We start from the raw sequence: 14,080 nt of genomic DNA, 5'->3' as shown, positions 1-14,080 counted from the left end.
TCAGTTGGCCACCAGCGGGGACCGCAACCTGGCCATTGACAGTCGTGACGAGTCGATTTCACTGTTTTTGTGTTTCCGATACTGATCTGCGGCGTACGGTTTTGTTCTTCTTTTGAGAGGGGTGTGATGTCCTCGATTTCCTCTCCTGGCGATGCGGCGGACGTGGCGGGTCTGGTGGAGGCTGCGCCGGACGCGATGGTGGTGGTCGACCAGCGGGGCTGATCGTGCTGGTCAACCGCCAGGCTGAGGTGCTGTTCGGGTATGCCCGGGAGGAGCTGCTGGGGGAGCAGGTCGAGCTTTTGGTGCCGGAGGGCGTTCGTAGTTATCACCGCGAGCATCGGGTGAGGTATGCAGGTGAACCCCGGGTCCGGGCCATGGGCCCTGGTCTGGATCTGCACGCGAGGCGCAAGGACGGTGTCGAGTTTCCAGTGGAGATTTCGCTGGGCCCGGTGCGCATCGCCGAGGACATCTTGACCTCGGCGGTGATTCGTGACACCCAGCCCGCGGGCCCTTCTGCGGCCTCCGCCCGTACTCCCAGCAGACCGGCGATGCTGAAATGGCCCAACTGGTCCACCCGTCCGAACCGGACGGCCGATACCTGGAAACGGATAAATCGGACACGATGTCGGTATGGCCGAATCGTCACCAACCCCGCTAGTCATGGACATCGCCCGCCGCCTCAAGGCCGACGGTCGCTTCGTCATGCGCATCGAGCCCGACGGCTGGCCACATGGACCACTACAGGCCGTAGTCGACGTCGGCTGGGCGGCCCGTCAGGCCGGCCGACTACTCGACAGAGCAGTGCAGTTGAACACCACCCGGGCGCGAGACGGCGCGGGCACCTACACAGTCACCGCCGCAGTGGTCCCCTGACCCTCCCGGGAAGAGCTCCCCAAGGTCGCCGTTGACGCGGCCCGATTCGGCCAGTCCGTATGTAAGGCCCCTCGGGCAACGCTCAGGCGACGCCATTTCCGCAAACCACCAGAAGCAGCATCGGAAGCTAGTTGCGAATTACGGCTCTGAGCTGGGGATCAGTTGCCAACGTTTCGTCGGATCCCAGGTCGCTCTCTGTGAGCGGCGGCCGCGGTTCTCGGATGCACCGCACTCAGTGCCTCAACTTATGCAGTGCGGTCGCCTGGGCAGTCCGCAAGCAGTCCGCAAGATGGCCAGCTGAGACCGGTGGGCGCCAATGACGCCAGACCGTTCGGGAGCGTGTTTGTGCAGGTGAGCGCGCATGTTCAGTGAACAGCCAACGGTGATCGCTGGAAGCCGTCCTCGGCGGAGACGTTCCACGACTACAGCTGACGGACCCCGCTCCTGCCCCGGTTTTCACCGTGGCAGGATGCGGCTATGGGACGTGACTTCAAGACCATCGGCGTGATCGGCCTCGGCACCATGGGGGCCGGGATCGCAGAGGTGTTCGCCCGCCACGGGTACGCCGTGGTCGGGGTCGAGCTCAACGACGAGACGCTCGCCCGCGGTCGTGAGCACCTGGACCACTCGACCGGCCGCGCTGTGGCGCGAGGCAAGCTGACGGCGGAGGACCAGGCGGCGCTGCTCGAGCGGATCACCTTCACCACCGAGATCGGCGAGGTCAAGGCGGCCGACCTCGTCATCGAGGCCGTCGTGGAGTCCCCCGAGGTCAAGAAGGCGCTGTTCCAGCAGCTCGACGGGATCGTCCGCGAGGACGCCGTGATCGCCACCAACACCTCGTCGCTGTCCGTGACCGAGCTGAGCACGGCGAGCTCGCAGCCCGGCCGCGTGATCGGTGTGCACTTCTTCAACCCGGCGCCGGTGCAGAACCTCGTCGAGGTCGTGCGCACGGTCGTCACCGAGCCCGACGTCCTCGACGACGTGGCAGGGCTGGTCCGCGCGGTCGGCAAGAACCCGGTCGTCTGCGGCGACAAGGCCGGCTTCATCGCCAACACCCTGCTCTTCGGCTACCTCAACCACGCGGTCGCGATGTACGAGGGGCGCTACGCATCGCGCGAGGACATCGACGCCGCGATGCGGTTCGGCTGCGGCTACCCGATGGGTCCGCTGGCGCTGCTCGACCTGATCGGCCTCGACACGGCGTACGAGATCCTCGACACGATGTACAAGCAGGGCCGTGACCGCCTGCACGCCCCCGCCCCGATCCTCAAGCAGATGGTCACCGCGGGGATGCTCGGCCGGAAGAGCGGCCGCGGCTTCTACACCTACGAGGGGCCGGACAGCCCGGTGGTGGTGGCCGACGAGAAGACGCCGTCGGCCGACGACAAGCCCCAGCTGCACCACGACGTGCGCACGGTGGGCGTGGTCGGCACCGGCACGATGGCCACCGGCATCGTCGAGGTCTTCGCCAAGGCGGGCTACGACGTCATCTACGTCGGGCGGTCCGACGCCAAGGTGGCCGCGGTGCGCGAGACGATCGAGCGGTCCCTCGACAAGGCGATCCAGCGCGGCAAGCTGGAGGAGTCCCGCAAGGCCGACGTGCTCGGCCGGCTGACGGGCACCACGGTGCTCGACGACCTGCACGACGTCGACCTCGCGGTCGAGGCGATCGCGGAGGACCTCAAGGTCAAGACCACGCTGTTCGAGAACCTCGACGAGATCTGCAAGGCCGGCGCGATCCTGGCGACCACCACCTCCTCGCTCCCGGTGATCGAGTGCGCGCGTGCGACGAGCCGGCCCGGCGACGTCATCGGCATGCACTTCTTCAACCCGGCGCCGGTGATGAGGCTCGTCGAGGTCGTCTCCACGGTCTCGACCAAGGAGGAGGTCGCCGAGACGACCCGCGCGCTGTGCGCGGCGATCGGCAAGGTGCCCGTGTCGTGCGGTGACCGGGCCGGCTTCATCGTGAACGCGCTGCTGTTCCCGTACCTCAACGACGCGATCAAGATGCTCGAGGCGCACTACGCCTCCGCGGACGACATCGACACCGCGATGAAGCAGGGCTGCGCGCTGCCGATGGGACCCTTCGAGCTCCTCGACGTGGTCGGCAACGACGTGTCGCTGGCGATCGAGCGCGAGCTCTACCTGGAGTTCCGCGAGCCCGGCTTCGCGCCGGCGCCCCTGCTCGAGCACCTGGTGACCGCCGGCTACCTCGGTCGCAAGACCGGCCGGGGGTTCAGGGACTACAGCGCCCGCTGACCCCGGCGGCGGCCGCGCTCAGGTGACGTCGCGTCGCACCGTGGTCGCGATCGCGACGACCGCGAACAACGCGGCGTAGCCGGCCAGCGCCGCTGCCCCGGCGAGCTGCGAGACCGGCCCCAGGTCGCCGAAGCGCGCGGGCAGGTTGCCCAGGGCCGAGCCCGTGGCGAACGGCAGCCAGCGCGCCAGGTCGTTGCCGACCAGCTGGCCCACGATGCCCTCGACCAGCGCGATCCAGGCCAGGGCGGCGGCGATCGCCGCAGTGAGGTTCCGCAGCAGCGCGCCGATGCCGACGCCCACGACTGCGAAGGCGACGTTCCACCCGGCGCAGCCGGCGACCGTGCGCCAGAGGTCCGCGTCGCCGAGGTCGAGGGGGACGCCCTTGACGGCACACCAGATGCGTGTCGCGAGGAGCGCGGTGACGGCGTTCGCCACGGCGAAGGCGGCTCCGGCGATGCCGTAGGCAGCGAGCTTGGCGCCGATCACCCGGGACCGTCGCGGGGTGGAGAGGAACGTGTCGGTGACGGTCAGGTTCCGGTACTCCCCGGCCACCGCCATGATGCCGAGCACGAGCGTGAACAGTGACGCCAGGCCTGCGTGTGCGAGCGCGTCCTGCGGTGCCGTGGCGGTGCGCAGGGTGTCGGAGGAGAGCACCAGCCCCGTCACGCCTCCGACGATGAGCAGCTGGGACAGACCCAGAAGCACCAGTGGTGCCCGGACGGTCCTCAGCTTGTAGAGCTCGAGATGGATCAGCTTTCCCATGGTTGTCCCCTTGGTCCGGAGGTGTTCAGGAGGTCGACGTGGTCAGGCGGAGGAAGGCGTCCTCGAGCGACGCGCCGTCGGCGTCGAGGTCGGCCAGCGGCCCGGCGTACCGGAGCCGTCCGCTGTTGACGATCACCACGTGGTCGGCGGTCTGGGCGACCTCGCTCAGCACGTGGCTGGAGACCAGGACGGTGCAGCCCTCGGTCGCGAGCCGGCGCAGCAGTCCGCGCAACCAGGCCATGCCGGCCGGGTCGAGGCCGTTGGCGGGCTCGTCGAGGATCAGGTACTGCGGGTCGCCGAGGAGCGCCGACGCGAGCCCGAGCCGCTGCCGCATCCCGAGGGAGAATCCGCCGACGCGTCGGTGCTGGACGTCGGTGAGCCCGACCTGGTCGAGGACCTCGTCCACCCGCTCGGGGGAGGCCCCGGCGGCCGCGGCCAGCACCCAGAGGTGGTCGCGGGCGCGACGGCCCGGGTGCGCGGACATCGCCTCGACGGCCGCGCCGACGACGCGGCGCGGTGTCCCGAGGTCCTGGTAGCGCTGCCCGTCGATCAGCGCTTCGCCCGCGGTGGGCTCGACCAGGCCCAGGAGCATCCGGAGCGTGGTGGTCTTGCCCGCGCCGTTGGGTCCCAGGAAGCCCGTCACCCGGCCGGCGGGTACGTCGAAGCTGAGGTCGTCGACCGCCTCGACCGCGCCGAAGCGCTTGGTGAGACCGGTGATCGTGATGCCGTTCGTCATGCCCGTTCCTCTCGGACGTTCGTCCAGTACAAGACAGTTGTCTTGAAACGGAGTATCGTCCCGGAGTGCGGGCGCAGGTCAAGGCACAGATCCGCCGTCGGCGTCCGGTACCGGACACCGGCCCGGGATTGTCCCGGAAATGGACGGTCCTGGAGGCGCCGCGGACGGAGGAGCGATGCGACAGGAGAGCACCGACCGGCGCTCGCAGCGCACCCGGCAGCAGCTGATCGAGGCGCTGGCCGAGCTCATGCGCGAGAAGCGCTACAGCGCGATCAGCGTCCAGGAGATCACCGACCGCGCCAACGTGGGCCGCTCGACGTTCTACGCGCACTTCACCGACAAGGACGACCTCATGGTCCAGGGCGTCCGGCGGATGGTGGGCACCCTCGAGCCCGGGCCTCCGAGCGCGACGAACACCCTCGCGCCGAGCCTGGCGCTCTTCCACCACGTCGCGGACGGCCGGAACCTGCGCCACTCGATGACGCACGGCCGGCTCAGCATGTTCTTCGACGCCCTGCAGGTCGAGCTGACCGCGATGTTCGTCGAGCGGCTCGAGCCCCGGCTCCCGCCGACGCCCACCCGGGTCCCGGTGCCGCTGCTCGCCGCGATGGTCGCCGGCATGCTGATCACCGCGGTCCGCACCTGGCTGGAGTCGGACCCGAGCGCCTCGGCCGAGGAGGTCAACCGGTCGTTCACGATCGCCGCGGAAGCCGCTCTCCGCGCCGGGTTGCGGCCGGCTGCGTGAGTGCCCGCGGCCGACGACTGCGGCTCCCATCGCCCCCGTAGGCTGGCGCCATGGGTCTCCTCGTCGTGCTGGCCGTCGGCGCCCTCGTCGTCTGGCTCGTCGTCCGCAGCAACCAGCGCAAGGCGCTCGAGCGCAAGGCGGCCGCGCTCGAGCCGGTGAAGAAGCTGGCCTTCGAGGACGTCACCGCGCTCGGTGAGGAGCTCCAGCGCCTCGACCTCGAGCTGGCCGGACGACCGCTCGACGACGGCCAGCGCGCCGACTACCAGCGCGCGCTCGACGCCTACGAGTCCGCGAAGGCGGCGGCCGACCGGATGGCGCAGCCCGAGGACGTCAAGCACGTCACCGAGATCCTCGAGGACGGCCGCTACGCGATGGCGTGCGTGCGCGCGCGGGTCGCCGGCGAGCCGCTGCCCACGAGGCGGCCTCCGTGCTTCTTCGACCCGCGCCACGGGATGTCCGTCGCCGACGTGCCGTACACCCCGCCGGGCGGCACCCTGCGCGACGTGCCGGCCTGCGCGCTCGACGCCGAGCGGGTCCGTGCGGGTGCCGAGCCCGACGTCCGCAAGGTGATGGTCGGCTCACGCCGGGTGCCCTACTGGCAGGGCGGGCCGGCGTACCAGCCCTATGCGCGCGGCTACTTCGGCGGCTTCGGCCCGCTGGACTGGATCTTCATGGGCTTCATGTTCGAGGGTCTGGGCGACGGCCTCGGTGCCCTGGCCGGCGGCGTCGGCGAGGGGCTGGGCGCCCTCGGCGAGGGGGTCGGCGACGGCATCGGCTCGATCTTCGACGGCATCGGGGACATGTTCGATTTCTAGGGCTGCGAGCGACCGGACCCCAGAGAGGCTGGGAGACTTGACCCCGTGACCGCCCTCCACACGACCTCGTACGGCGACCACGGCTCCCGCATCGTCTTCCTGCACGGGCTGTTCGGGCAGGGCAAGAACTGGACGCAGATCGCCAAGGCGCTCGCCACCGACCACCGCGTGCTGCTCGTCGACCTCCCGCACCACGGCCGCTCGCCCTGGCACCGACACTTCGACTTCCTCGCGATCGCGGACCAGGTGGCCGAGCTGCTGTCCCCCGAGGACCCGGTGGTCCTGGTCGGCCACTCGATGGGCGGCAAGGTCGCGATGGTGCTGGCGCTGCGCCACCCGGAGCTGGTGGCCCGGCTCTGCGTGGTCGACGTGTCACCCGTCGGCTACGGCAAGGTCAGCGAGTTCGCCCGCTACATCGAGGCGATGCAGGCCCTGGACCTCGACGCGCTCTCCCAGCGCACGGACGCCGAGGAGGCGCTCGAGGAGGCGGTCCCGAGCCCGACGGTGCGCAGCTTCCTGCTGCAGAACCTGCGCCGCGACGGCGGCTCCTGGCGCTGGCAGATGAACCTCGACGTGCTCGGCGCGGACCTCGCCGAGGTCAGCGGGTGGCCCGAGGAGCGGCTCGCGGGCCTGGCGGCGTACGACGGGCCGGTGCTGTGGATCGCCGGCGCGCGGTCGGACTACGTGCGCGACGACTACGCGCCGGCCATGGACGGGTGGTTCCCGCACAACCGCCGGGTGACGATCAAGAACGCCGGACACTGGGTGCACTCCGAGCAGCCCGAGGTCTTCGTCGAGGTGCTCCGCCGCTTCGCCGACCAGGGGCCCTCCGCGCCCTAGGCGCCGCGGCGCCGCGACCGGTACGCCGCGACGGCGTTGCGGTTGCCGCACGCGACCGAGCAGAACTTCCGCGAGCGGTTGCGGGAGAGGTCGAGCACCACGCCCTCGCAGTCGTCGTCGGCGCACACGGCGAACCGCGACATCTCGTCGGCGCGGATCACGTCGACCATCGCCATCGCGGTCTCCACGACGATCCGCGTGTCCAGGGGAGCGTCCGGCCCGATCGCGTGGATGTGCCAGTCGACGTCGCCGTGCCGGACCAACTGGGGGAGCGCCTGCGCGTCGGCGAGCATCCGGTTCACCGTCTGCACGGCCTCGTCGCGGGTGGAGGTGAACAGCCTCCGCAACGGTGCGCGGAGCGCCCGGACCGACTCGAGCTCCGCTCGCGTGCGGGTGTGGGCGCCGGTGTAGACGTACTTCTCGAAGTACCGGTCCAGCTCGGCCACCGTGGTCAGCGTGTCCGGCTCGAGCCCGGAGTTCGCCAGCTCCACCGCGGCGAGCAGGGCGGCTTCGGTGTCATGGGCGAAAATCACGTTGACACATTACCGCACCCCACATACTGTCATGAATCATGGACACCTTGACTCATGACACCGCGGTGCGGTCGGTGCGCGCGGCCGGACTCTGGTTCGCGGTCCTCTCCGCGGCGTCGTTCGGGCTGTCCGGGTCGCTGGCCAGCGGCCTCATGGACGCGGGGTGGAGCGCCGGGGGAGCGGTGGTGGCGCGCGTCGGCGTCGCCGCGCTGGTCCTGCTGGCACCCGCCTGGGTCGCCCTGGACGGCCGGTGGCAGCGGCTGCGCGCGCAGCTGCCCCTGGTGGTCTCGTACGGCGTGTTCGCGGTCGGCGGCGCGCAGTTCGCCTACTTCAACGCGGTCCGGCACATGGACGTCGGCGTGGCGCTGCTGATCGAGTACACCGCCCCGGTGGCCGTCGTGGTGTGGATGTGGCTGCGGCACGGCCACCGGCCCGGCCGGCTCACGCTGGTCGGCGCCGTCATCGCCGCGGCCGGCCTGGTGCTGGTGCTCGACCTGCTCTCGGGCGCCGACCTCAGCGCCGTCGGGGTGGTCTGGGCCCTGGTGGCGATGGTCGGTGCGGCGGTCTACTTCGTGATCTCGGCGGGCGAGAGCGACCTGCCCCCGATCGTCCTCGCGGCCGCCGGGCTTGTCCTGGCCACCGTGGCCCTCGTGCTGCTCGGCCTGGTCGGAGCGGTGCCGCTGGACGCGAGCACGTCAGGCGTGCGGTACGGCGCCTCGCAGGTGCCCTTCTGGCTGCCCGTCGCCGCGCTCGGGGTCGTCACGGCCGCGGTCGCCTACGTGAGCGGCATCGCGGCCTCGCGCCGGCTGGGCCCGCGGCTGGCGTCCTTCGTCGGGCTGCTCGAGGTGCTCGCCGGCCTGCTGTTCGCCTGGGCGCTGCTCGACCAGCTCCCGGGCTGGCTCCAGGCCGTCGGTGGCGTGCTCGTGGTCGCCGGCGTGGTGGTCGTGAAGGCCGGCGAGAGCCACGTGCACGTCGACCCCGCGGAGCCGGTCGTCGAGCCGGTGCCCGCCGCGGGGTGAGCCCGACCGTCCGCCTCCCGGCGGGACGCCGGGACTAGCGCGCGTCCTGCCGCCGCACCCACACCTCGCGCACGATCAGCAGGATCGCGGCGGCGGTCGGGATCGCCAGCAGGGCGCCGACGACGCCGAGCAGGGCGGCACCGATCAGGGCGGCGATCACGGTCAGCGCGCCCGGGATCTCCACGGACCGCGACATCACCCGGGGGTAGATCACGTAGTTCTCGATCTGTTGGTAGGCGACGTAGAAGATGATGCTGATGATGCCGACCTTCGGGTCGGTGGCGAAGGCGATGGCGCAGACGATGATCGCGCCCAGCGTCGCGCCGATCATCGGGATCACGTCGAGGATCGCGACCACGAGGGCGAGCGCCACGGCGTACTCGCCGAGGCCGACGATGAGCAGGAACACGAGCGTGCTCAGGCCTGCGCACATCGCGATCACGAACGCGCCCGAGACGTAGCCGCCGACGCCGCGCACGATCTGGTCGCCGAGCTTGCTGACCCGGTCGCGGCGCGAGGCCGGCGCGAGCTGGTAGAGCGCCCGCTTCATCGTGGGCAGCGACGCCAGGAAGTACAGCGTCAGGACGATCACCACGAAGATGTTGCCGAGCAGCGAGAGCACCTTCAGGCCGGCGTTCAGGGCGCCGCCGAAGGCCGCCTTGGCGAGATCGCCGGACGCGATGTAGTCCTTGGCCTTGGTGACGATGTCGTACCGGTCGTTGAGGTTCTGGATCTGCCTGTTGTGGGTGAGCTGGTCGAGCCAGTCCGGGGCGTTGTCGGTGATCGTGTTCACCTGGTCGGTGACCACCGGGACGATCGCGAGCACGAACAGCGCGAGCGTGACCAGCACGCCGGCGATCACCACCAGCAGTGCCCACGGCCGCTTGAGCCCGTGGCCCATGAAGTACTCGACGATCGGGTTGAGCCCCGCGGCGAGGAACATCGCCACCAGCACGAGGATCAGGACCGAGCCGATCTCCAGGAACCGGGTGGCGAGCCAGTACGCCACGCCGAGGCCCAGGCCACCGAGCAGGCCCACGTAGAACGGGGTGTGCTCGAGCGGCGGCCCGGGTTCGCCGTACGGCGACTCGGTCTCGGCGGCGGGTGCGTCGTCGAGCGCGGTGTCGGACTCCGGCACGGACTCATCGGTCATGCCGGGAACCTACCGAACTACGCCTCGGCGTCGGCGGGATCGGTCGTCTCGGCCGCGGGAGACTCGTCCTCGTCCTGGGCGAAGCTCGACACGACGTCCTTGAGCGCGGCGAGCTGGGCCACGATGCCGTCGCGCCGCTTCGACACCCGGTCGACCTCGGCCTTGATCGCGGCGAGCTCGCGCTCGGCGTCGGCGTGGCCCTGGCTGCGCAGGCTCTCCGCGTCCTTCTTCGCCGTGCTGACCATCTGCTCGGCCTCGCGGCGTGCCTTGGACAGCAGTGCCTCGGCCTCGGCCTCGGCGGTCTCGCGGCGCTCGTTGGCGGCGTTGGTGCTCTCGCGGGCGCGGTCCTCCGCGGCGTTCGCGCGGGCCTCGGCCTCCTGGACCAGCCGCTGGGTCTCCGCCGTCGACGTGGCGTGGTGCTCGGCGGCCTCGCGGGCCAGGCGCTCGCGCTCGACGGCGAGCGCACGCCGGGCCTCCTGGACCTCACGGTCCACGGAGGCGCGGAGCTGCTCGGCCTCGCGGACGGCGCCGGTGCGAGCCGCGGTGGTCTCCTGCTCGGCCGCCAGGCGCAGCTGGTCGGCCTCACGCCGGGCCGCGGCGAGCTGGTCCTCGGCGTCCGCCTTCAGCCGGCGGCGCTCGGCGTCCAGGTCGGCCATCGTGCGGGCGCGGAGCTCGTCGAGCTCGCCGAGCTGCACGAGGCGCATGTCATCGGCGTCGCTGGCAGCCTTGGCCTTGATCGCCGCGGCGTCGCGCTCGGCCTGCTTGCGGACCTCGGCGGCCTGCAGCGTGGCCTGGTGCAGCACGTCCTCGGCCTGCTCCTCGGCGAGCCGGAGCATCTCGCTGGCCTTGCCGCCGAGGCCGGCGTACGACGGCTTCTCGTTCTCCGCGAGCCGCTCGCGCATGTCGGAGACCTGGGCCTCGAGGACCTTGAGCTTGCCCTGGGCCTCCTGGAGGCTCGCGATCAGGCCGGCCTTCTCGGCGGCGACCGTGCGCAGGTGGCGGTCGACCGCGTCCTTGTCGTAGCCGCCGCGGCGCACCAGCGGGAGGTTCGGGCCCGCGGCCGGGCGCGCAGCCTGCTCCGCGGGGCGGGCGGTGGCCGCGGGGGTGGCTGCGGGGGTGGCTGCCGGCGTGGCGGCGGGCTGCTGGGCGGTCTGCGGGGCGGGGGGCTCCTGCTGCTCGGCCTGCTTCTCGTCGGCGGGCCGGGCCGGCTCCTGGGCCGGCTTCTGGGCGGGCTTCTGGGCGGGCTTCTGGGCGGGCTTCTGGGCGGGCGTGCCCGCGACCGGCGGGAGGACCTGCGTCGGCGACTCGTCGCCCGTCTGCTCCTCGTCGAAGATGGAAAGGCCACGGTCTTCAGTCATGTTTCCCTCGCAGATTGGCGTGCGGCTGGCTCGTTCCCCGGTCCCGTGCGACAGTCTGCCCGCTCCGGCTGGCGATTCCCAAGCGGGGTCGGGGTGTGATCTTCCCGGAGGCGCGAAAAGGGCCGCGAGCCCCGCTGGGAAGCGGGTTCGCGGCCCTTTTCGGGTGCTGCGTGATGAGTGAGCTTCGACCTCAGAGCCCGCGGAAGATGTTGATCTTGTCGATGTGCTGGGCCCGCATCTCCTCGTCGAGGACGCCGAGGCCCTCCTCGGGAGCCAGGCAGAGCACGCCGACCTTGCCCTGGTGGGCGTTCTGGTGGACGTCCAGGGTCGCCTGGCCGACCTCGGTGAGGGCGTAGGTCTTCGACAGGGTCGGGTGGATCATGCCCTTGGCGATCAGCCGGTTGGCCTCCCACGACTCGCGGTAGTTGGCGAAGTGCGAGCTGATGATCCGCTTGAGGTTCATCCACAGGTACCGGTTGTCGTACTCGTGCATGTATCCCGACGTCGACGCGCAGGTGGTGATCGTGCCGCCCTTGCGGGTCACGAACACCGACGCCCCGAAGGTCTCCCGACCGGGGTGCTCGAAGACGATGTCGATGTCCTCGCCGCCGGTCAGCTCACGGATGCGGGCGCCGAAGCGCTTCCACTCCTTGGGGTCCTGGGTGTGCTCGTCCTTCCAGAACTTGTAGCCCTCCTCGGAGCGGTTGATGATCAGCTCCGCGCCGAGCTTGCGGGCGATCTCGGCCTTCTCCTCGTTGGAGACCACGCACACCGGCACGGCACCACCGTTGAGGGCGTACTGCGTCGCGAAGCCACCCAGGCCGCCGGAGGCGCCCCAGATCAGGACGTTGTCGCCCTGCTTCATGTCGCCGCCGTTCTTGCTGACCAGCTGCCGGTACGCCGTGCAGTTGACCAGCCCGGGGGAGGCGGCCTCCTCCCAGGTGAGGTGCTCCGGCTTGGGCATGAGCTGGTTGGCCTTCACGAGCGCGACGTCGGCCAGGCCGCCGAAGTTGGTCTCGAAGCCCCAGATCCGCTGCTCGGGGTCGAGCATCGTGTCGTTGTGGCCGTCGGGGCCCTCGAGCTCGACCGACAGGCAGTGCGCGACGACGCGGTCGCCGGGCTTCCAGTTGTGCACGCCGACACCGGTCGCGAGGACCACGCCGGACAGGTCCGAGCCGACGACGTGGTAGGGCAGGTCGTGGCGCTTGGAGAGCGGCGACATCCGGCCGTAGCGCTCGAGGAACCCGAAGGTCGACACCGGCTCGAAGATCGAGGTCCAGACGGTGTTGTAGTTGATCGCGCTCGCCATCACGGCGACCAGCGCCTCACCCGGACCGAGCTCGGGGACGGCCACCTCGTCGACGTGCAGCGACTTGCGCGGGTCCTTCTCCTTGCTGGGGATGCCCTCGAACATGTCGACCTCGTCCTTGCGGACGAAGGCGGCCCGGTAGGACTCGGGAAGCTCGAGGTTGGCGAAGTCCTCCGCGGAGGTGTCGCCGGCGAGGATCGCGTCGAGGATGTGCTGCACGTCAGGGCTCCTGGCTTCATGGAAGGTCTTGGCGGCTTGCCCGGGGATGTTACCCACGGGTTGCTTGCTGTAGTTGTTCGTGTGCGCGACGTCTCACTGGGCCCCTCTCACCGGGGCTCCCGCAGCCGCGCGGGCAGCCCCTTGCGCTGCAGCCGGCGCTGGGTGCGCCGGCCCTGGAGCACCACCAGGGGGAGCGCGCGGACGGCGAGCCCGGGCATCGCGTCGAGCAGCCGGACCTGTGTCCCCCGCCACCGCGGCACGGCGGTCACCTGGCGCGGTCGGTCCAGGACCCGGTCGACGGCCGCCGCGACCTCGTCGACCGCGAGCAGGCGCCCGGTGAAGGAGAGGGCCGCCTCGGGGTCGTCGAGCCGGTCGTGCAGCATCGGCGTCCAGATCCCGTCGGGGCAGATGCAGCTGATCCGGACGTCGCGCACCTTCGCCCGCCGCAGGTCCGCCTGGGTGCTGAGGCTGAAGCCCATCACCGCGTGCTTGGTGCCCGAGTACACCGTCTCGCCCGGCACGGCGACGAGGCCGGCAAGCGAGGCGATGTTCACCACGTGCCCGCCGCCGTGGTCGCGCATCTGCCCGATCGCCGCGACGGTGCCGTTCATGACACCGCCGACGTTGACGTCGAGCATCAGCTGCCGCTGCTCGGCGGTGTTGGTCCACGCCGGTCCGGTGACGAGGACTCCTGCGTTGTTGACCCAGACGGCGAGGCGGCCGGCCCGCTCGGCCGTCGTGCGCGCTGCCGCCTCGCAGGCCTCGGCGTCGCGGACGTCGAGCGCCGAGGAGTACGCCGACCCACCGATGCGGTCGGCCGTCGCGCGGGCGGCGTCGCCGTCGAGATCGGTCACGTGCACGACGTGACCGCGCGCGGCGAGCAGCTCGGCGATGCGGGCGCCGAGACCCCTGCCGCCGCCGGTGACCAGGGCGCCCGTCGGCCCGCCGGTCACCGGGCCCACGTCAGTGCCCCTCTGCGGAGGGCTCGACCAGCTCGACCAGCACGCCGCCGGCGTCCTTGGGGTGGACGAAGTTGATCCGGCTGTTCGCGGTGCCGCGCCGCGGTGCGTCGTACAGGAGGCGCAGCCCGCGCTCGCGCAGGATCGAGGAGACCTCGTCGAGGTCGCGCACCCGGTAGGCGAGCTGCTGCAGGCCCGGCCCGGAGCGGTCCAGGAACTTCGCGATCGTGGACTCCTCGTTGAGCGGTGCGAGCAGCTGGATGCACGCGCCGGTGGGGTCGGCGTCGCCGCCGACGCTCATCATCGCCTCGCGGACCCCCTGCTCCTCGTTGGTCTCCTCGTGCACCAGCGTCATGCCGAACGCCGTGGTGTACAGCTCGATCGCGGCGTCCAGGTCGGGGACCGCCACACCGGCGTGGTCGATGCAGACGAACAGGTGGGCGGGGACGTCCAGGGGCGCAGAGGTCGACATGGGCTCATCCTCGTGCACACCGGTCGGG

At 71.0% G+C, this 14,080-nt stretch carries 14 protein-coding genes; 6 read left to right on the top strand and 8 right to left on the bottom strand.

Annotation, left to right across the window (positions count from 1 at the left end):
• Positions 1–224 precede the first annotated feature (224 nt).
• Entirely contained in the window at positions 225–908 is a 684-nt protein-coding gene (locus EFL26_RS25050; protein WP_425464128.1) for a PAS domain S-box protein, read from the top strand.
• Between the two features lie 442 nt (positions 909–1,350).
• Positions 1,351–3,132: a 3-hydroxyacyl-CoA dehydrogenase family protein gene (locus tag EFL26_RS22795; RefSeq protein ID WP_123225226.1), complete on the top strand. Its 1,782-nt coding sequence runs from the start codon at positions 1,351–1,353 to the stop codon at positions 3,130–3,132.
• An 18-nt stretch (positions 3,133–3,150) separates the two neighbouring features.
• Here the strand turns inward: EFL26_RS22795 and EFL26_RS22790 are convergent, their stop codons facing one another.
• Positions 3,151–3,894, bottom strand: a complete 744-nt coding sequence (locus EFL26_RS22790; RefSeq protein ID WP_123225225.1) for a hypothetical protein — start codon at positions 3,892–3,894, stop codon at positions 3,151–3,153.
• A 25-nt stretch (positions 3,895–3,919) separates the two neighbouring features.
• Positions 3,920–4,630 carry an ABC transporter ATP-binding protein gene (locus tag EFL26_RS22785; protein WP_123225224.1) on the bottom strand — a complete coding sequence of 237 codons (711 nt, stop codon included), beginning with the start codon at positions 4,628–4,630 and terminating at the stop codon, positions 3,920–3,922.
• Between the two features lie 175 nt (positions 4,631–4,805).
• Here EFL26_RS22785 and EFL26_RS22780 point away from each other — a divergent pair, with 175 nt between their 5' ends.
• The 3 genes from EFL26_RS22780 to EFL26_RS22770 are packed head-to-tail and all read left to right on the top strand — an operon-like array spanning position 4,806 to position 7,030.
• Complete coding sequence (locus EFL26_RS22780) at positions 4,806–5,375, top strand: TetR/AcrR family transcriptional regulator (protein WP_123225223.1); 570 nt, start codon at positions 4,806–4,808, stop codon at positions 5,373–5,375.
• Positions 5,376–5,425: 50 nt separating this feature from the next.
• Positions 5,426–6,190 carry a hypothetical protein gene (locus EFL26_RS22775; RefSeq protein ID WP_123225222.1) on the top strand — a complete coding sequence of 255 codons (765 nt, stop codon included), beginning with the start codon at positions 5,426–5,428 and terminating at the stop codon, positions 6,188–6,190.
• A 45-nt stretch (positions 6,191–6,235) separates the two neighbouring features.
• Positions 6,236–7,030, top strand: a complete 795-nt coding sequence (locus tag EFL26_RS22770) for an alpha/beta fold hydrolase (RefSeq protein WP_123225221.1) — start codon at positions 6,236–6,238, stop codon at positions 7,028–7,030.
• Here the strand turns inward: EFL26_RS22770 and EFL26_RS22765 are convergent.
• The gene (locus EFL26_RS22765) at positions 7,027–7,563 is read right to left on the bottom strand and encodes a CGNR zinc finger domain-containing protein (protein WP_123225220.1); all 537 of its coding nucleotides are present in this window, start codon (positions 7,561–7,563) and stop codon (positions 7,027–7,029) included. The genes EFL26_RS22770 and EFL26_RS22765 overlap by 4 nt on opposite strands.
• A 38-nt stretch (positions 7,564–7,601) precedes the next feature.
• On the opposite strand from EFL26_RS22765, the gene EFL26_RS22760 reads away from it, so the two are divergent.
• The gene (locus EFL26_RS22760; RefSeq protein WP_123225219.1) at positions 7,602–8,582 is read left to right on the top strand and encodes an EamA family transporter; all 981 of its coding nucleotides are present in this window, start codon (positions 7,602–7,604) and stop codon (positions 8,580–8,582) included.
• A 34-nt stretch (positions 8,583–8,616) separates the two neighbouring features.
• Here the strand turns inward: EFL26_RS22760 and EFL26_RS22755 are convergent, their stop codons facing one another.
• The 5 genes from EFL26_RS22755 to mce form a co-directional block, all read right to left on the bottom strand.
• Positions 8,617–9,735 carry an AI-2E family transporter gene (locus EFL26_RS22755; protein ID WP_123225218.1) on the bottom strand — a complete coding sequence of 373 codons (1,119 nt, stop codon included), beginning with the start codon at positions 9,733–9,735 and terminating at the stop codon, positions 8,617–8,619.
• Positions 9,736–9,752: 17 nt separating this feature from the next.
• Positions 9,753–11,093 (bottom strand): coiled-coil domain-containing protein, encoded by a 1,341-nt coding sequence (locus EFL26_RS24415; RefSeq protein ID WP_183408339.1) that lies wholly within the window; start codon positions 11,091–11,093, stop codon positions 9,753–9,755.
• A 190-nt stretch (positions 11,094–11,283) separates the two neighbouring features.
• Positions 11,284–12,621 carry a crotonyl-CoA carboxylase/reductase gene (gene ccrA / locus EFL26_RS22740; protein WP_123225216.1) on the bottom strand — a complete coding sequence of 446 codons (1,338 nt, stop codon included), beginning with the start codon at positions 12,619–12,621 and terminating at the stop codon, positions 11,284–11,286.
• Positions 12,622–12,728: 107 nt separating this feature from the next.
• Complete coding sequence (locus tag EFL26_RS22735) at positions 12,729–13,583, bottom strand: SDR family oxidoreductase (protein ID WP_246000350.1); 855 nt, start codon at positions 13,581–13,583, stop codon at positions 12,729–12,731.
• Between the two features lies 1 nt (position 13,584).
• On the bottom strand, positions 13,585–14,052 hold the full coding sequence (gene mce, locus EFL26_RS22730; RefSeq protein WP_123225215.1) for a methylmalonyl-CoA epimerase: 468 nt from the start codon (positions 14,050–14,052) through the stop codon (positions 13,585–13,587).
• Positions 14,053–14,080 lie beyond the last annotated feature (28 nt).

Origin of the sequence: Nocardioides pocheonensis (assembly GCF_003725535.1) — a bacterium.
Classification (GTDB): domain Bacteria; phylum Actinomycetota; class Actinomycetes; order Propionibacteriales; family Nocardioidaceae; genus Marmoricola; species Marmoricola pocheonensis.
The sequence above is the reverse complement of the archived record's forward strand: the minus strand, read 5'-3'. Positions and strand labels throughout refer to the sequence as shown.

What these genes read in the sequence shown, in the direction of transcription:
- EFL26_RS22795 (WP_123225226.1), top strand. Translation starts at nt 1,351, where the DNA reads ATGGGACGTGACTTCAAGACCATCGGCGTGATCGGCCTCGGCACCATG.
- EFL26_RS22790 (WP_123225225.1), bottom strand. Translation starts at nt 3,894, where the DNA reads ATGGGAAAGCTGATCCATCTCGAGCTCTACAAGCTGAGGACCGTCCGG.
- EFL26_RS22785 (WP_123225224.1), bottom strand. Translation starts at nt 4,630, where the DNA reads ATGACGAACGGCATCACGATCACCGGTCTCACCAAGCGCTTCGGCGCG.
- EFL26_RS22780 (WP_123225223.1), top strand. Translation starts at nt 4,806, where the DNA reads ATGCGACAGGAGAGCACCGACCGGCGCTCGCAGCGCACCCGGCAGCAG.
- EFL26_RS22775 (WP_123225222.1), top strand. Translation starts at nt 5,426, where the DNA reads ATGGGTCTCCTCGTCGTGCTGGCCGTCGGCGCCCTCGTCGTCTGGCTC.
- EFL26_RS22760 (WP_123225219.1), top strand. Translation starts at nt 7,602, where the DNA reads ATGGACACCTTGACTCATGACACCGCGGTGCGGTCGGTGCGCGCGGCC.
- EFL26_RS22755 (WP_123225218.1), bottom strand. Translation starts at nt 9,735, where the DNA reads ATGACCGATGAGTCCGTGCCGGAGTCCGACACCGCGCTCGACGACGCA.
- EFL26_RS24415 (WP_183408339.1), bottom strand. Translation starts at nt 11,093, where the DNA reads ATGACTGAAGACCGTGGCCTTTCCATCTTCGACGAGGAGCAGACGGGC.
- mce (WP_123225215.1), bottom strand. Translation starts at nt 14,052, where the DNA reads ATGTCGACCTCTGCGCCCCTGGACGTCCCCGCCCACCTGTTCGTCTGC.